The organism is Sphingopyxis sp., assembly GCF_036675685.1.
GTDB lineage: Bacteria > Pseudomonadota > Alphaproteobacteria > Sphingomonadales > Sphingomonadaceae > Sphingopyxis.
The window spans coordinates 58,671-78,576 of the sequence record NZ_JAKFEM010000022.1 but is presented as its reverse complement, the minus strand read 5'-3'; the positions used below and the strand labels follow the sequence as shown (position 1 = coordinate 78,576).

Sequence of the window (19,906 nt, the reverse complement as noted above, 5' to 3'; positions counted from 1 at the left end):
GCATCAGTCTTTCAGGATATAGAGATGGACCCCGCCATAGATGGCCGACCGGTCGCGCCGCGTAAATGCAAGCGATTCGGCGGCGCGATAGTCCCACCGTTGCAACAGGTCGTCGGGAAGTCGCCCCGGCAGCAGGCTCGGTTCGGCAGCGGTGCGGAACAAAACGCGCGCGCCGGGCCGCGCGGTGCGCGTGACCTCGCTCCACAGCGCCGCGAGCTGCGCGTCGCTCATCCAGTCCTGCGCATCGAGGAAGATATAGCGATCGAAGCTCGCGGCCCCCGCTGCGGCGAGCATGTCGGTCATGTTGGCGTGCAGCATCGTCACCCGCCCGGCGCGCGCGCGGACGGCGTCGTAATGGGCCGCTTGCAAATAGGGCGGCAGCGACGCCGCAGCACCCTTTCCATAGCCGCGCCCAAAGGCCTGCCAGGCGAAATAATTATCCTCGAGCGCGAAGTCGCAGGTCAGCTTTTCCAAGCGGCCGCGTAGGACATCAGCCATCGGCTTCCCGTCCGCCAGTGCGTCATATTGCGCCGGCGGAATGCCCAGCCCGAACAGCGACGAGCGCTGGTCGGTGATCCAGCGGATGAACTTGCGGTCAAAGAAAGGCGCGAATTTCTCCTCGAAGATCGCGCGCTGTTCCTCGATCGTCTTGGCGGCAAGGAACTGGCGCGGATCGATGCGGTGCATCCGCGCGACCAGATGTGCGAGCCCGATGAAGCTGCCGAGCAGTCCGCGCTTGTAGAGCCCGTGCGCGAAGCCGTTGATGCGGCGGCGCCCGACGAGATCGCGGCCTTCCCAATAGCGCCGGCTCGTCTCGTCGAGTTGCGGGCGGACGAAGGCGCGATAGTCGGCGATATTGGCGCTGTTGTCGGCGTCGGCGAAAAAGCGATGCAGGCTGCCATGATCGGGCAGCCGCTGGATCGCGACGCGCTTGAGATTGTTCAGCGCGACATGCGCGGTGTTGAGGTCGACCGCGACGATTTCGGCCGGGTCGGCGACAAGATAGGAAAAGACATTGCAACCGCCGCTGGCGATCGTCGCGATTCGGTTGCCTGGCTCGATCGCCAGCGCCTCCATGTCGACGACCGGATCCTCCCAGATCTGGGCATAGACCAGCCCCTTGAAAGCGAAAGAAAAAGCGCGATCAAGCAGGCGCTGTTTACGCGCGCCATCCTCGCGGACGACGGCAGCGGCGATCTTGCGGTTGGGTTGGCTGGCCATGCGAATGGGTTCCCCGGATTATGTTGATCCGAGGCCGCGCATGGCAGGCTTTCATGCGATTTCCGTGCCGGTTCGATGACAAATCGGCGACATGGGCGAAAAGATACGCCGCCGATTCGAACCTTCCATGGCCGTCATCCCGGCGAAGGCCGGGATCTCGCCGTTGCGCTCTGTGGCTCCGGTGAGACCCCGGCCTTCGCCGGGGTGACGACCAGAGTGGTGAGCCTAATCCCGGCAATAGCCCTCGCCAGTCTTGACGATCAGGCATTCCTTCTTGCCGGCCAGATATTTGAGGCCCGTTTCGTCGCCGTTGCCGCGGCGCAGGCTCAGTTCTTCGGTCCCGCGCTTGAACTGGATGCCATGCTCGGTGTCGTTGCCGTCGTACGTTCCCTTGGTGTCGAGGTCCGACTGCATCTCGAGCTTGTATTTGCCCGGTTCGGCAGCGGTGATCGTAACAAACATACCCTCGACCCCCGTCCATTTGCCCGCCCAGCTCGCAAAGCGGTGCGGCGCGGTGGCCGGGTCTTCGGCCGCGGTCGGTTCGGAGGGAACGGTTTCGTCGGGAACTTCGGTCGTCGTCGTATCGGTTGGCGCGGGCGCCGGCGCTTCGGCCTTCTCGCACCCGCTCAGCAACACCAGCGCCGCAGCGCCGATCAGAAAGCTCTTTTGCATCTTGCTTCTCCTTTCCCGTCCAAACGCACGCGCGCGGATAAGTTTCCGCTTATCCCGCCAGTATCTCTGCATAATGCTTCGGGTCGACGTTGCCGCCCGACAGGGTGACCAGCGTTGCCTCGCCCGGCTCGACCTTGCCCGCGAGCACCGCGGCAAGCGCCGCCGCGCCGCCCGGTTCGACGATGAGATGCAGTTTTTCGAACACCACGCGCATCGCATGGCGCACCTCCTCGCGCGTCACCACAACCCCGCGTACCCCGCGCGCCTGCAGCACCGCGAAATTGATCGGCCAGGTCTGCGGCGTCTGCAGCGCATCGCATTCGGTCGGATAGGACAGATCCTCGACCGGCAGTATCTCGCCAGCTTCGAGCGAACGCGTCACATCGTCCCAGCCTTCGGGCTCGACCGCGATGACCTCGGCATAAGGACAAGCGAGCGCGAGTCCCGCCGAGAGGCCCCCGCCGCCGCAGCAGGCGATAATCTTGTCCGGACCGGCAATCCCGCGCGCGGCGAGCTGAGCATGCGCTTCAATCCCGGCGCTGCCCTGTCCTTCGATGATCCACGGATCGCCATAGGCATGCACCAGCGTCCCGCCGCGCTCGTCGAGTAGCTTCGCCGCCACCGCATCGCGCGATTCGGTCACACGGTCGTAGAGCACGACCTCGGCCCCCAGCGCGCGCGTCGCGGCGAGCTTCATCTGCGGCGCGTTGCTGGGCATCACGATCGTCGCGGGGATGCCCAGCCGCTTTGCCGCCCAGGCGACGCCCTGGGCGTGGTTGCCGCTCGATACGCCGACGACCCCGGCGGCCGCCTGCTCGGGCGTGAGGTCGGTCAGCCGGTGCCATGCGCCACGAATCTTGAAAGCGCCGACCGGCTGCAGGCATTCGGCCTTGCACCATATGGTAGCGCCATCGACTTCGAGCGGCAAAAGCGGTGTCTGCGGAAGCAATGCAGCGACTTTTGCCGCCGCGCGTTCGACACCGGCGAGGGATGGCGCGCGCGCCGGATCGAGCAGGGGATCGGGGCTTTGCTGTGTCATGGCTTCGTCCTATAGGGCGCGGCATAGATCACAAGCGGCATAAGGGTCGCGACAGGAGATTTTTCAATGAGCAAGGTTCTGGTGATCGGCGCAGGCGGCGTCGGTTCGGTCGCGGTGCACAAGATGGCGATGAACCCCGACATTTTCCCTAGCATCACGCTGGCCAGCCGCCGCAAGTTCAAGTGCGACGCGATCGCCGAATCGGTGAAAGAACGCACCGGCGTCACGATCGAGACCGCCGAGGTCGACGCCGACCATATCGACGCGACCGCGGCGCTGATCCGCTCGATCGGCGCGACGCACGTCGTGAACCTCGCGCTCCCCTATCAGGACCTGACGATCATGGAGGCGTGCCTGTCGACCGGCGCGCATTACCTCGACACCGCGAATTACGAACCGCGCGACGAGGCGAAGTTCGAATATCACTGGCAGTGGGCATATCAGGGCCGCTTCAAGGATGCGGGGCTGATGGCGCTGCTCGGTTCGGGCTTCGACCCCGGCGTGACGAGCGTCTTCACGACCTGGCTCAGGAAGCATCATTTCGACCGCATCGATACGCTCGATATTCTCGATTGCAACGGGGGCGATCACGGCCAGCATTTCGCGACCAACTTCAATCCCGAGATCAACATCCGCGAAGTGACCGCGGTTGCGCGCCACTGGGAAAATGGCGACTGGGTCGAAACCCCGCCGATGTCGGTCAAACAGCAGTTCGATTTCGAAGCCGTCGGCCCGAAGACGATGTACCTCATGTATCATGAGGAGATCGAAAGCCTGAAGACGCACCTGCCCGAGATCCAGCGCATCCGTTTCTGGATGACCTTCGGCGAGGCCTATATCACGCACCTCACCGTCCTCCAGAATGTCGGCATGACACGCATCGATCCCGTCATTTACGAGGGCCGCGAGATCGTCCCGCTCCAGTTCCTGAAGGCCGTTCTGCCCGAACCGTCGAGCCTCGGCGAAACGACCAAGGGCAAGACCAACATCGGCGTCATCGCCACGGGCCTGGGCAGGGACGGCAAGGAAAAGACGCTCTACCTCTACAACATCTGCGACCATGAGGACGCCTATGCCGAAACGGGCAATCAGGCGGTCAGCTACACCACCGGCGTCCCCGCGATGATCGGCGCCGCGATGATGGTCACCGGCACGTGGTCGGGTGACGGCGTGTTCAACATGGAACAGATGGACCCCGATCCCTTCATGGATATGCTCAACCAGCATGGCCTGCCGTGGCAGGTGAAGGAATTGGACGGGCCGCTGGATTTCTGAGCGGCTTTCCATTTTCGTCATTCCCGCGAAAGGCGATCAGAGGCACGTGACTCTGACACGCAACCCAGTAGCCACGTCGGAACTGGGTTCCCGCTTTCGCGGGAATGACGCGAGGTAGCTAAAATGAAGTTGGGATTTGCAGCACTTGCTATGCTTGCCGCCCTCACCACCCCCGCGGCGGCCCAAATCGGCGACGCTTACGCTCCAGCGCGCGCGATCGTCGCCGACATCGGCAAGATCGTCACCCCGAACGGCGTACAGGAAACCTTCGAGGCAACGCTCGGCGGCGCGCGCCAAGTCGTCAATGTCCGCGGTTCGGACAAGGACAACCCGATCCTCGTTTTCGTCCACGGCGGGCCCGGTGCGGTCGAGATGCCCTTCGCCTGGGCGTTCCAGCGATCGTGGGAGGACGTCTTTACCGTCGTTCAGTACGACCAGCGCGGCGCGGGACGCTCCTATCCGCTCAACAACCCCGCGACGCTTGCGCCGACGATGACGGTCGAGCGCTATCGCGACGATGCGATCGAGCTGATCGAATTGCTGCAAAAGCGCTATGGCAAGCGCAAGATCGTGCTGATGGGCCACAGCTGGGGCTCGGTCGTCGGCCTGTCGGTCGCAGTGAAACGCTCCGACCTGCTCTACGCCTATGTCGGTGTCGGTCAGGGCATCGATTTTCGCGAAGGCGAAAAGGCCGGTATGGCGTGGACCCGCGCCAAGGCGGTCGCAGCAGGGAATACTGAAGCCGTCGCGGCAATCGACGCGCTAGCGCCCTATCCACAAGGCGATTTCACCATCGCGAAAGCCGACGGCTGGCGCAAATATGCGATCCCTTACGGCTCGCTCATGTATAACAAGCCCGACCTCAATCTCTATTTCCAGACCCCGCGCCTGTCGCCCGAATATAGCGAGGCCGACCGCAAGGCGTGGGGCAAGGGCAGCGAATTTTCGGTGACGACACTCTGGCCGCGCCTCGCCGACGTCAGCTTCACCAAGGTGAAGACGATGGACGTGCCGATCGTCTTCCTGCTCGGGCGGCATGATTATACTGTGCCTTCGCCGGTGGCCGCCCAGTGGTTCGGACAGGTCAAGGCGCCGTCAAAGAAACTCATCTGGCTCGAAAATTCAGCGCATATGCCGATGGTCGAGGAACCGGGGCATTTCTTCGCCGCGCTGCTCCGCGACGTGCTGCCGCTGACGAGGACGAAAGAGACAAAATGACCGCCTATCTCGCGCCGATCGGGCTGCTGTTCGTCTCGAACATCTTCATGACCTTCGCCTGGTACGGACAGCTTGGCGCGGTATCGCGGCCGATCTGGCTCGCGGTGCTGATCGCGTGGGGCATCGCCTTTTTCGAATATTGCCTCGTCATCCCCGCGAACCGCATCGGTTATGGCGTTTACAGCGCCGCCGAACTCAAGACCTTGCAGGAAGTCATCACGCTGATCATATTCGCGGGCTTCGCGGTCTTCTGGCTGGGCGAGAAGCTGACGCTCAACCATCTCGTCGGTTTCGGACTCATTGCCGCCGGGGCCTTTTTCATCTTCAAGGGGCCGATTGCGGTCTCATAGGAATATAGCGACATGGAAACCCGTGCCGGCGACCCCGGAGCCTTTGCCCGCTTCGACCTGACCCGCGTCCCCTCGCCCGCCTTCGTCGTCGATGCCGCGAAGGTGCGCGCCAACCTGTCGGTGCTCCGCCGTATCGGCGACGCGTCGGGCGCGCGCGTGCTCGCGGCGCTCAAGGCCTTCTCGATGTGGCCTTTGGGACCGACCGTCACCGAATATCTCGACGGGGTCTGCGCTTCGGGCCTCTACGAAGCGAAGCTCGGGCGCGAGGAATATGGCGGTGAGGTTGCGACCTATTGCGCGGGCTACAAGGAAGCCGACCTGCCCGAGATTGCGCGGCTGTCCGACCATCTGATCTTCAATTCCCCCGGCCAGATTGCGCGCTTTCGTCCGCTCCTCGACGAACTGCGCGCCGGGGGCGAGGTCTTCGACATCGGCCTGCGCATCAACCCGATGCACAGCGAGGGCGAGGTCTCCAAATATGACCCCGCCGCGCCGTGCAGCCGCCTCGGCTTCCCGGTCACCCAGCTGCTCCCCGAGCATATGGAGGGGATCGACGGCATCCATATGCACAGCCTCTGCGAACAGGACTTTCCGCCGCTCGCGCGCACATGGGAAGCGGTGCAACCGATGCTGCGTCCCTTTTTCAGCCAGCTCAAATGGATCAACTTCGGCGGCGGCCACCATGTGACGCGCGCCGATTACCAGGTCGACGATCTGATCGCCTTCCTGAAACAGGTTCGTGCATCGACCGACTGCGACGTGATGATCGAACCCGGCGAGGCGATCGCGCTCGACGCCGGCATCCTCGTCGGCGAAGTGCTCGACCTGTTCGACAATGGCATGCCGATCGGCATCACCGACATTTCGGCGACCTGCCACATGCCCGACGTGATCGAGGCGCCCTATCGGCCCGCGATGCTCGATGAGGGCAGCGAAGGCATGCCGACGCGGCTTGGCGGACCGTCGTGCCTCGCGGGCGATGTCATCGGCGATTACCGCCTGCCCGGCGGGGCGCGGATCGGCCAGCGTTTCGCTTTCCTCGACCAGGCGCATTATTCGATGGTGAAGACAAACACCTTCAACGGCGTGCCGTTGCCGTCGATCTGGCTGTGGGACAGCGAGAGCGATGCGCTGAAACTGATCCGCGAATTCGGCTACGAGGATTTCAAGACGCGGCTGGGGTGAACCCGGTATCTTTCGTCATCCCGGCGAAGGCCGGGATGACGATTAGTCGGCGGCTGGGCTGAGTTCCGCTAGCGCCTGATGAATGTGGCTGACCACCACCGATCCCTCGCCGACAGACGACGCGACGCGCTTCACCGACCCCTTGCGGACGTCGCCGACGGCATAAATTCGCGGCCAGCTCGTCTCGAGACGGCTCGGCATCCGGTCGAGCGACCAGCCCGCCTTGACCAGTTCCATCGGCGTGATGTCAGCACCGGTCTTCACAAAGCCCCGCTCATCGCACACCATTTCCTTGGGCAGCCAACGCGTGTTCGGCGTTGCGCCGAGGAACAGGAACAGGAAGCGGCAATCGCAATGCCCCTCGGCGCCCGTCTCGCGGCAACGATAGGTCAGGCCCGCAAGCCCTTCTTCGCCGTGCAGCGCGGTGACGTCGGTCGATGGAATTATTTCGATATTCGGATGCTCTTCCAGCCGCTTGACGAGATATTCGGACATGGTGTCGCGCAGGCTCGACCGGCGGAAGATGACATAGACCTTGCGCGCAACGCTCGCGAGATAGATCGCGCCCTGCCCCGCTGAATTGCCCGCGCCGACGACGGTCACCTCGGCATTGCCGCAAAGCTGCGCCTCCATCGGCGTCGCGCCATAATAGATGCCGCGCCCTTCATAGGCCTCGATGCCGTCGATCGGCAGCCGCTGATATTGCGCCCCGCTGGCGACCACCACCGCGCGGCTGCGCAGCTTGCGCCCGTCGGCCAGATGCAGGCAATAGGCGTCTTCGTCGCGTGCGATAGACGCCGCGCGCACCGGCGCCACCAACCGCGCACCGAATTTCTGCGCCTGCACCGTCGCGCGCCGCGCCAGCTCGTTGCCCGAAATGCCGGTGGGGAAGCCCAGATAATTCTCGATCTTCGACGACGTGCCGGCCTGTCCGCCGGGCGCGAGCGAGTCGATTGCAATCACGGTCAGCCCTTCCGACGCGGCATAGACCGCCGCCGCCAGCCCGCCGGGGCCGCTGCCGACAACGATGACATCGGCGGTCGCGCCATCAGGCAACAGGTCTAGCCCGAGACCCGCCGCGAGTTGCTCGGGGGTCGGCTGGATCAGCACGTCGGCCGCGCCCAGGATAACCGCCGGCAATTGCGCCCCGGTCAGCCCGCGCTCGGCCATCAGATGCCCCGCGACCGGGCCGTCGGCGGGGTCGAACCAGCGATGCGCGACGCCGTGCTTCATCAAAAGGTCGCGCAGCGCATAGACGCTGCGATCCATCGCCGCGCCGATCACAATGGTCACCGCGAAACCGCGATGATTGCTGAACTCACGCCGCGCGGACAGGACACGAACGAAAATGTCCGAATAGTGCGAGTTGCCCGCGATCAGCCGCTGGAAATCGGGGTGGACGATGCGAAGAATCTCGCCGTCGGCGCCCATTTCGACGCGCGACAGATGCCGCTGCCCGGTCAGCACCGACAGATCGCCCGCGAACTGCCCGCGCTCCATCCAGCCGACGCGTTTGCGCCCCTCGTCGGTCGAGGCGAAGATGTCGGTGTGACCCGACAGGGTGATGATGCAATCGGGCGCCATCGCGCCTTCCTCGACGATAAGGTCACCCGCCTTGTGCGATTCGACCACGCCGAACGCCGTCAGTTCCTCGAGTTCCGCGTCGGTGAAATCAAAATTGACGTCGGAGCGGGAGACCATGACGAACGCGTCCTTTCGGGTTGGGGAATCGCACAATCCCTAGCGCGGACATACGGCTTTGTCTCGTTTTGCCCCGCTCGGCGCGCGCCGGCCCCGGTTCGCCCTTTATGTTACCGGACGATTACAAAATTGCGCGATAGGGTCTTTACAGGGGGGACCCCCCTCCATATATGCGCTCTCCGCTGCCCCAGGGGGACTTCCAATAACCGCAAGGCAGCCTTGTCGTTTACCGTTTAATTTTTGGGGGTCCCTTGAGTTGCACCAGCATCATAGCGCCCACGGGCTGATTCAGGCACTTTCGCCGATCGAACCTGTTACGCTTGTCCGCCCGCACGCCGCGCGGCGCGCAGCGCGTTTCTTCATCGAGCGATTTCCCGGCACGACCATGTACGCGGTCAAGGCGAATCCCTCGCCCGACCTGCTGCGCGTGCTGTGGGATTCGGGAGTCACGCATTTCGACGTTGCCTCGATCGCCGAGGTGCGGCTGGTCGCGCGCGAACTGCCGCAGGCGACGCTTTGCTTCATGCACCCGGTGAAGGCCGAGGAAGCGATTTCCGAAGCCTATTGGAAGCATGGCGTGCGCACCTTCTCGCTCGACACGATGGACGAGCTCGAGAAGATCGTCCGCGCGACCGAAGGCGCTGCCGATCTGAACCTGCTCGTGCGTCTGCGCGTTTCGTCCGACCATTCGAAGCTCAGCCTCGCCGCCAAGTTCGGCGCCGAGGCCGATGAGGTCGTCGAACTGCTGATGGCGACTCGCCAGGCGGCCGACGCGCTCGGCATCTGCTTCCATGTCGGCAGCCAGGCGATGACCCCGCACGCTTATGCGCAGGCGATGGAGCGCGTCCGCGCCGCGATCGTCGCGGCGTCGGTCACGGTCGACATCATCGATGTCGGCGGCGGCTTCCCCTCGACCTATCCGGGCATGGAGCCCCCGCCGCTCGACGCCTATTTCGAGACGATCCACCGCAGCTTCGAAAGCCTGCCGATCAGCTATTCCGCCGAACTCTGGTGCGAGCCCGGCCGCGCGCTGTCGGCCGAATATAGCTCGCTGATCGTCCGCGTCGAAAAACGCCGCGGCGACGAACTCTACATCAACGATGGCGCGTACGGCGCGCTGTTCGACGCCGCGCACGTCGGCTGGCGCTTCCCGGTCACGCTGCAGCGCGATGCCGGCAGCGATGCCGAGATGGTGCCGTTCAGCTTCTATGGCCCCACGTGCGACGACCTCGACCATATGGCCGGTCCCTTCTTCCTCCCGGCCGACATCAAGGCGGGCGATTTCATCGAGATCGGTATGCTCGGCGCCTATGGCTGCGCGATGCGCACCAAGTTCAACGGCTTCGGCGCCGAGGAAACCCACGTCGTCAGTGACGAACCGATGGCGAGCCTCTACACCGGCGAAGTCGAACAGGAACGCCGCACCGCGACGGTGACCAAGCTGTTCTGATCCATCGAGGGGCGGGTCCCGACCGGCCCCTCCTGCGACCCGCTCAGCCGCAGTCGATCTCGCCCTTCATGATCGGAACGCAGGTTCCGCGCAGCGTCGCCCGAATACCGTCGGGTGTCCGGCGAGCGGTGACGTCGAGCAGGCTAGGCCGCCCCATCTCGACGCCTTGGTGGATTTCGAACCGGGCCTCATCGGTGCCCGGCTCCAGCGACAGGAGCAGGCAGGCAAGCGGCGCATTCGCGCTGCCGGTCGCGGGGTCTTCCCACGTTCCTGCGAGCGGCGCGAACATACGTGCGCGAAGCGTGCGCCGGTGTTTGCAATAGACATGGACCGACATCCGCGTGCCGAACTGCGGATGCGCAGCCAGCGCGTCGCGGAACGCCGCCAGATCGGGATCGCACCGCGACAAGGCCGCTTCGCTCAGTTCGGCAATCACATAGGGGTTGCCGACCGACGCCAGGATCGGCGGATGGCTGGTCACGACAATATCGCCCGGCGCGAGCCGCAGCATGCTCGCAACGACCTCGGGCGCCACCGTTTCACCAAGGTTGAGCGGTTGCGGCGCGGCAACCGTGGCGCCAAGAGGGGCGCCCTCGGCATTACGCTCGATCTTTATCTCCACGGTCCCTGCAGGGATCTCGAAGGTCACGGTCGCGAGGCCCGGGTCGGCGGCAGCAAGGACGAACGCGGTCCCGACCATCGGATGCCCGGCGAAGGCCATTTCCTCGGTGCGGTTGAAGATGCGCACGCGCGCCGTGTGTGCCGGGTCGGCGGGCGGGAGGACGAAGGTCGTCTCGCTCAGGTTGAACTCCGCTGCCACCGCCTGCATCGCCCGATCGGAAAGGCCTTCGCCGCCCCTCACGACCGCGAGCGGATTTCCGCCGAACCGGGTTTTGGTGAACACATCAACGGTCGAAAAGGGCAGCAGGGACATGGCACGGGCTCCGTTTGATTCGGGCCGACAGTTGACACATAGTTCGTTGATTGGCAAATTACCGATATGACCGATGCTGAACTGTTCCGCGCGCTGGGAAACGAGCGTCGCCTTCAAATCCTCGCCTGGCTCAAAGACCCGCGGGCGCATTTCCGCCCCCAGGTGGACGGCGATCTGGTCGATGACGGCGTGTGCGGGCAATTGATCGCCGAAAAACTTGGCATCAACGCCTCGACGCTCAGCGAACATATGCGTATCCTGCAGGGCAGCGACCTCGTCATCGCAAAGCGCATCAAGCAATGGACATTCTACCGCCGCAACGATGAAAGGCTGCGCGCGCTAGCGGCGGTGGTCGGGACGATCTAGGGTCCAGCCATGCAAATTTTGGAATAGCCTGACCGAAGGGCGCCGCTAGATTGCCGGATCCATGCAGCCCTTTCATCATCTCCTCGCCAATAATCTGATCGCCAACATCACCAATTTCACGGTGTGGTTCGCGCTGACCTTCTGGATCTTCCTCGAAACCCGGTCGGTGTTCGCGACGGGGATGATCGCGGGCATCTATCTCGTGCTCACGGGCGCGCTCGGCATATGGTTCGGCAGCCTCGTCGATCATCATCGCAAGCGGGGCATGATGCTTCTGTCCAGCCTCGCTTCGCTGGCGATTTACGGACTGGCGCTCGGCGCCTTCCTCGTCGATCCCGACATTCGCGCCGCCAGGGTACCCAGCCTGTCCCTCTGGCTGTTCGTCCTCTTGACGATGCTCGGCGTCATTGTCGGCAACATTCGCATGATCGCCCTACCGACGCTCGTCACCCTGCTCGTTCCCGAGGACCGGCGCGACAAGGCGAACGGGCTGGTCGGCATGGTCAGCGGCATCGGATTTCTTACCACCTCGGCGATCAGCGGCTTCCTCGTCGCGTGGGGCGGGATGGCCGCGACGCTCGTCTTCGCGCTGGTCTTTTCACTCTGCGCAGCGCTGCACCTTCTGTTCGTCCACGTCGACGAGCCGCGCGCTACCGGCGAACATGGCGCACCGAAGCGGATCGACCTGGCCGGAACCTTTCGCCTCGTCATCGGCATTCCGGGGCTTTTCGCGCTGATCCTCTTTGCCGCATTCAACAATCTGCTCGGCGGCGTCTTCATGGCGTTGATGGACGCCTATGGCCTGTCGCTGATGGCGGTCGAGGAGTGGGGATTGCTCTGGGCTTTCGTCTCCTGCGCCTTCATCCTCAGCGGCGCCGTGATCGCGCGCACGGGGCTGGGTGCGAACCCGGTGCGAACGCTGCTTCTCGTCAACCTGATCGTCTGGGCCGTCGCCGCGGTGTTCACCGTCCAGTCGTCGATCCTGTTGCTGACGGTCGGCTGCTTCATCTGGCTTTTCCTCGGCCCCTATGCCGAGGCGGCAGAGCAGACGACGTTGCAGAAGGTCGTGCCCTTCGAACGGCAAGGCCGTGTTTTCGGTTTCGCCCAGTCGGTCGAACTCGCCGCCTCGCCGCTGACCGCTTTCTTCATCGCCCCGCTCACCCAGTTCATCTTCGTGCCTTTCATGACCGACGGTGCGGGTGCGGCGGCGATCGGCGACTGGTACGGACGCGGCCCCGAACGCGGTATCGCGATCGTTTTCACGATCACGGGCCTGCTCGGCATCCTCGCGACATTTGTGGCTTTCCGGTCGCGATCCTATCGCCAGATATCGGCGGCCTATGCGACCGGAACCGAGGCTGTTCCCGCAAAATAGCGCCGCCGGTCAATCGCCTCTTCCGTTTCACTTCGCAATCATTCTATCCTCTCGCCAAGATCAACGAGAGGACACCGCATGGCCGCCAAGATTTCCGGGACTGTCCGATCGGCAAAACCGGCATGAGGATGCTCGAGGGCATCCGCATCGTCGATCTGACGACGGTCATCTTCGGCCCCTATGCGACGCAGATGCTCGCCGACCTCGGCGCCGAGGTGATCAAGGTCGAGACGCCGGGTGTCGGCGACGTCTCGCGCTATCTGGGCAACGGCATTCCCGACCCGACGATGGGGTCGATCCACCTCACCGTGAATCGCGGCAAACGATCGATCGCGCTCGACCTCAAAAAGCCCGAGGACGCGGCGGTTTTAAAAGACCTTATCGCGACCGCCGACGTCTTTTTCCACAATGTCCGCGGCAAGGCGATTGCGCGGCTGGGCTTCGACTACGCGGGCTGCAAGGCGATCAAGCCCGACATCATCTATGTCCATGGCACCGGTTTCGGACAGGACGGCCCCTATGCCGACCTCCAGGCCTATGACGACGTCATCCAGGCCGCGACCGCGACGACCAGCCTGCTGCCGCGAGTCGATGGCGACCCGCGCCCGCGCTACCTCCCATCGCTGATCGCCGACAAGATCGCGGGCCAGTTCGGCGCGCAGGCGATCCTCGCCGCGCTCGTCCATAAGCTCAGAACCGGCGAAGGACAGCAGGTCGAGGTGCCGATGTTCGAATGCTTTGCGTCGTTCATGCTGGTCGAACATCTGCGCGATGCGACGCTCGACCCGCCGATCGGCCCCGCGGGCTATCCGCGCCAGCTCGATCCGACGCGCCAGCCCTTCCCGACCCGCGACGGCTATCTCGCGATCGTCCCCTACACCCCCGAATCGACAGCACGGCTGATGGATCTGCTCGGCAGCACGGGCCTTACCGAAACGCCCGAGTTCGAAGCCGCCAAGGCAAAGGGGCAGCATATGCCGATCGTCTATACCGAGATCGCCCGCAAGACCCCCGCGAAGACCACCGCCGAATGGCTCGCGCTGTTCGTCGCGAACGATATTCCGGCAATGTCGGTCCGCGATCTCCAGGATATCGAGGAAGACCCGCATCTCGCCGCCACCGGCTTCTTCCGCCGCCGCGAGCATCCCGATGTCGGCGGATTCCACGAAATGCAGCCGCCGGTGAAATATGGCGCGGCGCCGGCGCGCGACCTTGGATTTGCCCCGCGCGTCGATGGCGATGGCGCCGCGATCCGCGCCGAACTGGACGGCAGACGCGGCTGAACTCGGCCGTTGCATATTGGCGGCGGCGCCGTAGCATCGCCGCAAACAATCAGGGGGAATATCATGCCTGAAAGCCTGCTCGCACCCGGCGCGGTCCTCGCGCTGTGGACATTGATCATGCTCGGCTGGGTAGCGGCAACGCGTTTCGGCGCGATGGCGAAGGCCGGCATCGATCTGAAAGCGGCACCGCCCGGCGGGCGCGGCGTCGATCTTGAAAGCGTACTGCCGCCGCTGACCAACTGGAAATCGCACAATTATACACACCTGCTCGAACAGCCGACGCTCTTTTATGCGGTGACCCTGTTCCTGCATCTTTCGGGCGGCAGCACCGACCTGACGCGCGGGCTGGCATGGACCTATGTCGTGCTGCGCATCGTCCACAGCCTTTGGCAGGCCACCGTGAACCGCATTCCGATACGCTTTGCCATCTTCGCGCTCGCGACATTCTGCCTGTTTGCGTTGTCGGTGCTGGCCGTGATCGCCACATTGGGTTGAGGGGAAGAGAATATGGAAAACAATGCGATTCTGGGTCCGGTCGCGACGCTTGCGCTGTGGTCGATGATCATGTGGGTGTGGATGTACGCGACGCGCATCCCCGCAATGCAGCGCGCCAAGATCGACGCGGCGAAAATGGTCGGCGGCACCGGAAAAGGCCTCGACGATGTCTTGCCGCCCGAGGTCCAGTGGAAGGCGCACAATTATAATCATCTGATGGAACAGCCGACGGTCTTCTATGCCGTTGCGCTGGCGCTCGCGATCGGGGGCATGGGCGGCGGACTCAACGCGCAGATCGCCTGGGCATATGTCGCGCTGCGCATCGTCCACAGCCTGATCCAGGTAACGGTCAATCGCGTGATGTGGCGCTTTGGCGTGTTCGCGCTGGCAAGCCTCGCGCTATTCGCGCTCTGCCTGCATGCGTTCATGGGCTTTGTTGTGCACTGATTACCGGCTGAAGCGTGCCGCCAGTTCCACATGGGTCGACCAGCGGAACTGGCCGACGGGCTGCACCCAATCGAGCGTGTAACCACCCTCGACCAGCATCTTCGCGTCGCGCGCGAAGCTCGCGGGATTGCAGCTGACATAGGCGATAACCGGCGTCGTTGACGCCGCGAGCTGCTTCACCTGATCTTCGGCCCCAGCGCGCGGCGGATCGAGGATGACCGCGCCGAAGCGGCCCAGCTCGGTAGGCACCAATGGGCGGCGAAACAGGTCGCGATGTTCGGTTGCGACAAGCGCGCGGGCGCGGTTGGCGGCTCCCGTCAGCGCCGCAATCGCATCGCGCGCGCCCTCGGCGGCATAAATCTTCCGCCCGCCCTGCACCGACAGCGCGAACGTGCCGACCCCCGCGAACAGGTCCGCCACCGCCCCGGCATCGCCGATCGCTTTGGTCACCGCATCGACCAGCGCCGCCTGCCCCGTCGTCGTCGGCTGCAGAAAGGCAAAGGGCGGCACTTCGACCGTGACATCGCCAAAGCGCATCGTCGGCGGCTCGGGTTGCCAAAGAATTTCAAGGCCATCGCCCTGGTCGATCGCGAAACGCGCAAGCTTGTGCGCGCCGGCAAAATCCTGCAGCGCCATCGCGGCATCGAGCCCCTCGGCCTTCACGCCTTCCAATATCAGCTCGACGCCCTGGTCGAGCATCTGCAGCTTGACCTTCACCGGGCGGCGCTGCTGCGCAATCATCGTCAGCAATTCGCGCACCGGCGCGATCAGCGCGAAGAGTTCGGGAAGCAGCAGCGGGCACATCCGCATATCGACGATCTGGTTGCTCTGCGCGGCGTTGAACCCGATCGCGACCTGCTTGCCCGTCCGGAGTGCAGTCAGCGCGGCGCGGCGGCGGCTCTGCGGGGGCGAAAGCTGCGCGGGCAGCACCTCACCGAAAGGGACCTCCTGCCCTTCCAGCCCGCCAACCACGCGGTCGCGCACGAACTCGGCGAGTGCAGGTTCGGCGACATGCTGCAACTGGCAGCCGCCGCATTTGCCGAAATGGCGGCACGGCGGTTCGGTCCGGTTCGGGCCGGGGATGATGATCCCGTCGTCGCGGACACGATCACCCGGAACGCCGCCCGCCACATGGCGGCCGTCGCCCGTCACGCCATCGCCGCGCGCGGCGATGCGCTCGATCAGCGCAGCTTCACTCATTTCATTCCCTAACCAGATCGTCGGCGACAAGGCCGGGGCCTATACGCGCGGCCTGCGCGATATGCCACCCCACGGCCGCGACGGCGGCGTCGAAGGTATCGCCGCCACGCGCCAGCATCGCGCCGCATGCGCCCGCGAGCACATCGCCGGTCCCCGCTGTCGCCAGCCATGGGCTGCCGGGCCAGGCGGCCGCAACGCGTCCATCGGGCGCCGCGATGATCGTGTCGGCGCCCTTGTAGATGATGACGGCCTGCGTCCGCATCGCGGCTGCCTTCGCGCGATCGATCTTGCTGCCGTAAAGTTGCGGAAAGGCGCGCGCGAACTCGCCCTCGTGCGGCGTCAGGATCGCCTTGCGCGGCGTTTCGGACAGACGTGGCAGCGCCGCCACAATCGCCGCGGCGTCGAGTACGAGCGGTTTGCCCGAATCAAGCGCCGCCTCGACGTCGAAAAGCAGTTCATCGCCCGCCGGGAACCCCGATCCGATCACGACCGCGCCGACGCGCGGATCGTCGAGGCGCTCGCCGAACCGTTCGTCACTCTCGGCGATAATCGCCGAAAAAGGTGCGCGCACACTACCTTCAAGCACGACATACCCCGCCCCCGCCCGCTGCGCCGCTGCGGCCGTCAGCCCAGCGGCACCGCGCATCGGCCCGGCAAAGACCAGCACCATCCCGCGGGTGAATTTATGCGCCGTCGCATCGGGCTTCGCGGTGTGCGATCGCGGCAGCGTTCGCATCGCGTCATTCGCGACAATATTGATCGGCGCGAGCAGCACGCGGCCGCATGTCGACGCTGTTGGCAGCAGCACATGCGCGGGCTTCAGTGCACCGAGCGCCAGTGTCACATCGGCGGGCAGCGGCGGCATCCACTCGGCGGCGCCATCGCCGTCGACACCGCTCGGGACATCGACGGCAAGAATGCGGCGATCGGCAAAAGAGCGCAGGGTCGCCGCCAGATCATCCGCGATCGGCCGCGAAAGGCCGACGCCGAACAGTGCGTCGACAATCAGTGGCGCGTTCCTCGTCCTGCCGTCCAGCGTCTCGACCGGCCCATCCCAGCGCGCCCGCGCCGCGCTGGCAAGCTTGGTCGCGGGCTCGGCCAGCGCCGTCACGCGCACGGTCGCTCCGCGCGCCGCGAGCAGGCGCGCCGCGACATAACCGTCGCCGCCATTGTTGCCGGGGCCGCACAGGATCAGGATCGGCGCGCCCGCTGCCATCCGCCACGCGGTATCGGCAACAGCGGCGCCCGCATGATCCATCAACTCGGACAGCGAGGTGCCTTGGACCGCACAAGCGGCCTCGGCCTCGCGCATCGCGGCGCTGGTCAGGATCGGGGCGTTGGCGGGAACGGACATCGCCGTTTCCCTAGCATGATTTCCGCTATTTCGCGCCGCCCGTATTGGCGGGCAGGCGATAGCGATCGTTGCCCACTGCCACTTCGATCACATTGTCGCCGACGATGCTGACTTTCGCGGGTTCGGCGCCGTCGGCCGACACGACGCCGCGCCCGTCGGTGGTAATCTGTAGGCGGCGGTAGCCGACATTGCTGCGCCCGACGACCAGAATCGCCCCTTCGGCGCCGCTCATTTCCTCGACGGTGCAGGTGCGGTCGAACAGCTTCGCGCCCTCGAGCGCACATTCGATACGGCCATTCTCGGCGGCTTCGCGCGAACCGCGCGCTTCGGCTTCGGCGAGTTCGCCATTGTCGGGCGCGCCGCTGCACCCCGCGAGCAGCAAGAGCGGCAGGATCGCGCCCCGTTTCGATATCATCCCTTGCCCCCCCTTTGGCCCTGTTTGGCGAGCTGCGACAGGTCGCGCACCGCGCCGCGCGCAGCGCTCGTCGTCATCGCAGCATAGGCCTGAAGTGCTACCGAAACCTTGCGCGGGCGCGGCTTGGCCGGCTGCCATGCGGCGTCGCCCTTCGCTTCCATCGCGGCGCGGCGCTCGGCGAGAACGCTATCGGAGACCGCGAGCTCGATCGTGCGCTTCGGAATATCGATCTCGATAAGGTCGCCATTTTCGACGAGACCGATCGTACCGCCCTCGGCGGCTTCGGGCGAAGCATGGCCGATCGACAGCCCCGACGTGCCGCCCGAAAAACGTCCGTCGGTGACCAGCGCACACGCGGCACCCAGCCCCTTCGACTTGAGGTAGCTCGTCGGATAGAGCATTTCCTGCATCCCCGGCCCGCCCTTCGGCCCTTCGTAACGGATGACGACGACGTCGCCCGCTTCGACCTGCCCGGTGAGGATACCCGCGACCGCGGCATCCTGGCTTTCATAAACCTTCGCGGGACCCGAGAATTTCAGGATCGATTCGTCGACGCCCGCGGTCTTCACGATACAACCGTCGAGCGCGAGGTTGCCCGACAGCACCGCAAGCCCGCCGTCCGTGCTGAACGCATGTTCGGCCGAGCGGATTACGCCGCTTGTCCGATCGAGATCGAGCGAGTCCCAGCGTCGGTCCTGGCTGAACGCGACCTGCGTCGGCACCCCGCCGGGCGCCGCCATGAAGAATTTCTGCACGTCGGGGTCGTTGGTGCGCGATATGTCCCATTTGTTGAGCGCATCGCCCAGCGTCGCGCTGTGTACCGTCGGCAGATGCGCGTGGAGTAGTCCCGCGCGCTCGAGCTGGCCGAGGATCGCCATGATCCCGCCGGCGCGGTGGACGTCCTCCATATGGACGTCGCTCTTCGCCGGCGCGACCTTCGACAGGCACGGCACGCGGCGCGACAGTCGGTCGATGTCGGTCATGGTAAAATCGACCCCCGCCTCGAAGGCCGCGGCCAGCAGGTGAAGCACGGTATTGGTCGATCCGCCCATCGCGATGTCGAGGCTCATCGCATTCTCGAACGCCTCGAAGGTCGCTATATTGCGCGGCAACACGCTGTCGTCGTCTTCCTCATAGTGCCGCTTGCACATCTCGACGACGATGCGACCGGCGCGCAGGAACAGCTCCTTGCGGTCGGCGTGGGTGGCGAGCGTGGAGCCATTGCCGGGCAGCGAGAGCCCCAGCGCTTCGGTGAGGCAGTTCATCGAGTTCGCCGTGAACATCCCTGAGCATGAACCGCAGGTCGGGCACGCCGCGCGCTCGATCTCGGCCACTTCCGCGTCGGTATATTTCTCGTCGGCGGCGGCGACCATCGCGTCGACCAGATCGAGCGCGACTTCCTTACCCTTCAGAATCACCTTGCCCGCTTCCATCGGCCCGCCCGAGACGAAGACAACCGGAATATTGATCCGCAGCGCCGCCATCAGCATGCCCGGGGTGATCTTGTCGCAGTTCGAGATGCACACCATCGCGTCGGCGCAATGCGCATTGACCATATATTCGACCGAGTCCGCGATCAGGTCGCGCGAGGGCAGCGAATAGAGCATGCCGTCATGCCCCATCGCGATGCCGTCATCGACCGCGATCGTGTTGAATTCCTTGGCAACCCCGCCCGATGCCTCGATCTCGCGCGCGACCATCTGCCCCAAGTCCTTGAGGTGGACATGGCCCGGCACGAACTGGGTGAAGCTGTTGACCACCGCGATGATCGGCTTGCCGAAGTCGCTGTCCTTCATTCCCGTCGCGCGCCATAGCCCGCGGGCACCGGCCATATTGCGGCCATGGGTGGTGGTACGCGAACGATAAGAAGGCATTTAACAGGCTCCGAGAAATATTATTTCACAAAATGGCGACTGCGTGCGCGTC

General features: G+C 64.7%; 19 protein-coding genes. 10 read left to right on the top strand and 9 right to left on the bottom strand.

Annotation, left to right across the window (positions count from 1 at the left end):
- Positions 1 to 3: 3 nt before the first annotated feature.
- From V6M50_RS09725 to V6M50_RS09715, 3 genes are all read right to left on the bottom strand, one after another.
- Entirely contained in the window at positions 4 to 1,221 is a 1,218-nt protein-coding gene (locus tag V6M50_RS09725; protein WP_332818360.1) for a DUF3419 family protein, read from the bottom strand.
- Positions 1,222 to 1,446: 225 nt separating this feature from the next.
- A complete protein-coding gene (locus V6M50_RS09720) occupies positions 1,447 to 1,893 on the bottom strand; it encodes a hypothetical protein (RefSeq protein ID WP_332818359.1) in 447 nt (148 codons plus the stop codon).
- Between the two features lie 49 nt (positions 1,894 to 1,942).
- Complete coding sequence (locus V6M50_RS09715; RefSeq protein WP_332818358.1) at positions 1,943 to 2,932, bottom strand: threonine ammonia-lyase; 990 nt, start codon at positions 2,930 to 2,932, stop codon at positions 1,943 to 1,945.
- A 66-nt stretch (positions 2,933 to 2,998) separates the two neighbouring features.
- On the opposite strand from V6M50_RS09715, the gene V6M50_RS09710 reads away from it, so the two are divergent.
- The 4 genes from V6M50_RS09710 (at position 2,999) to V6M50_RS09695 (ending at position 6,960) form a co-directional block, all read left to right on the top strand.
- Positions 2,999 to 4,207: a saccharopine dehydrogenase family protein gene (locus tag V6M50_RS09710; RefSeq protein ID WP_332818357.1), complete on the top strand. Its 1,209-nt coding sequence runs from the start codon at positions 2,999 to 3,001 to the stop codon at positions 4,205 to 4,207.
- 150 nt (positions 4,208 to 4,357) lie between these two features.
- Entirely contained in the window at positions 4,358 to 5,425 is a 1,068-nt protein-coding gene (locus V6M50_RS09705; protein ID WP_332818356.1) for an alpha/beta fold hydrolase, read from the top strand.
- The gene (locus V6M50_RS09700) at positions 5,422 to 5,775 is read left to right on the top strand and encodes a DMT family protein (protein WP_332818355.1); all 354 of its coding nucleotides are present in this window, start codon (positions 5,422 to 5,424) and stop codon (positions 5,773 to 5,775) included. The genes V6M50_RS09705 and V6M50_RS09700 overlap by 4 nt, the downstream gene beginning before the upstream one ends.
- Positions 5,776 to 5,787: 12 nt before the next feature.
- Positions 5,788 to 6,960, top strand: coding sequence for a carboxynorspermidine decarboxylase (locus tag V6M50_RS09695; protein ID WP_332818354.1), 1,173 nt, complete (start codon positions 5,788 to 5,790; stop codon positions 6,958 to 6,960).
- Positions 6,961 to 7,002: 42 nt separating this feature from the next.
- Here the strand turns inward: V6M50_RS09695 and V6M50_RS09690 are convergent, their stop codons facing one another.
- Complete coding sequence (locus V6M50_RS09690) at positions 7,003 to 8,661, bottom strand: FAD-dependent oxidoreductase (protein ID WP_332818353.1); 1,659 nt, start codon at positions 8,659 to 8,661, stop codon at positions 7,003 to 7,005.
- A gap of 256 nt (positions 8,662 to 8,917) precedes the next feature.
- Here V6M50_RS09690 and V6M50_RS09685 point away from each other — a divergent pair, with 256 nt between their 5' ends.
- Complete coding sequence (locus V6M50_RS09685) at positions 8,918 to 10,111, top strand: type III PLP-dependent enzyme (RefSeq protein WP_332818352.1); 1,194 nt, start codon at positions 8,918 to 8,920, stop codon at positions 10,109 to 10,111.
- Positions 10,112 to 10,154: 43 nt separating this feature from the next.
- Here V6M50_RS09685 and V6M50_RS09680 read toward each other — a convergent pair whose 3' ends face one another.
- Positions 10,155 to 11,045, bottom strand: coding sequence for a PhzF family phenazine biosynthesis protein (locus V6M50_RS09680; protein ID WP_332818351.1), 891 nt, complete (start codon positions 11,043 to 11,045; stop codon positions 10,155 to 10,157).
- Between the two features lie 66 nt (positions 11,046 to 11,111).
- Here V6M50_RS09680 and V6M50_RS09675 point away from each other — a divergent pair, with 66 nt between their 5' ends.
- The 5 genes from V6M50_RS09675 to V6M50_RS09655 all read left to right on the top strand — a co-directional run bounded on the left by V6M50_RS09675 (position 11,112) and on the right by V6M50_RS09655 (position 15,011).
- Positions 11,112 to 11,411, top strand: coding sequence for an ArsR/SmtB family transcription factor (locus V6M50_RS09675; protein WP_332818350.1), 300 nt, complete (start codon positions 11,112 to 11,114; stop codon positions 11,409 to 11,411).
- A gap of 61 nt (positions 11,412 to 11,472) precedes the next feature.
- Positions 11,473 to 12,786, top strand: a complete 1,314-nt coding sequence (locus V6M50_RS09670) for an MFS transporter (protein WP_332818349.1) — start codon at positions 11,473 to 11,475, stop codon at positions 12,784 to 12,786.
- 122 nt (positions 12,787 to 12,908) lie between these two features.
- On the top strand, positions 12,909 to 14,069 hold the full coding sequence (locus V6M50_RS09665; RefSeq protein ID WP_332818348.1) for a CaiB/BaiF CoA transferase family protein: 1,161 nt from the start codon (positions 12,909 to 12,911) through the stop codon (positions 14,067 to 14,069).
- A 63-nt stretch (positions 14,070 to 14,132) separates the two neighbouring features.
- Entirely contained in the window at positions 14,133 to 14,564 is a 432-nt protein-coding gene (locus V6M50_RS09660; protein WP_332818347.1) for an MAPEG family protein, read from the top strand.
- 12 nt (positions 14,565 to 14,576) lie between these two features.
- A complete protein-coding gene (locus tag V6M50_RS09655; protein ID WP_332818346.1) occupies positions 14,577 to 15,011 on the top strand; it encodes an MAPEG family protein in 435 nt (144 codons plus the stop codon).
- Here the strand turns inward: V6M50_RS09655 and V6M50_RS09650 are convergent, their stop codons facing one another.
- Genes V6M50_RS09650 through ilvD form a run of 4 tightly spaced genes read right to left on the bottom strand, consistent with a single transcriptional unit; the run spans position 15,012 to position 19,854 of the window.
- Complete coding sequence (locus tag V6M50_RS09650) at positions 15,012 to 16,211, bottom strand: class I SAM-dependent RNA methyltransferase (RefSeq protein WP_332818345.1); 1,200 nt, start codon at positions 16,209 to 16,211, stop codon at positions 15,012 to 15,014.
- Between the two features lies 1 nt (position 16,212).
- Positions 16,213 to 17,565 (bottom strand): NAD(P)H-hydrate dehydratase, encoded by a 1,353-nt coding sequence (locus V6M50_RS09645; RefSeq protein ID WP_332818344.1) that lies wholly within the window; start codon positions 17,563 to 17,565, stop codon positions 16,213 to 16,215.
- 25 nt (positions 17,566 to 17,590) lie between these two features.
- Positions 17,591 to 17,980: a hypothetical protein gene (locus tag V6M50_RS09640; RefSeq protein ID WP_332818343.1), complete on the bottom strand. Its 390-nt coding sequence runs from the start codon at positions 17,978 to 17,980 to the stop codon at positions 17,591 to 17,593.
- Positions 17,977 to 19,854: a dihydroxy-acid dehydratase gene (gene ilvD / locus V6M50_RS09635; protein WP_332818342.1), complete on the bottom strand. Its 1,878-nt coding sequence runs from the start codon at positions 19,852 to 19,854 to the stop codon at positions 17,977 to 17,979. The genes V6M50_RS09640 and ilvD overlap by 4 nt, the downstream gene beginning before the upstream one ends.
- Positions 19,855 to 19,906 lie beyond the last annotated feature (52 nt).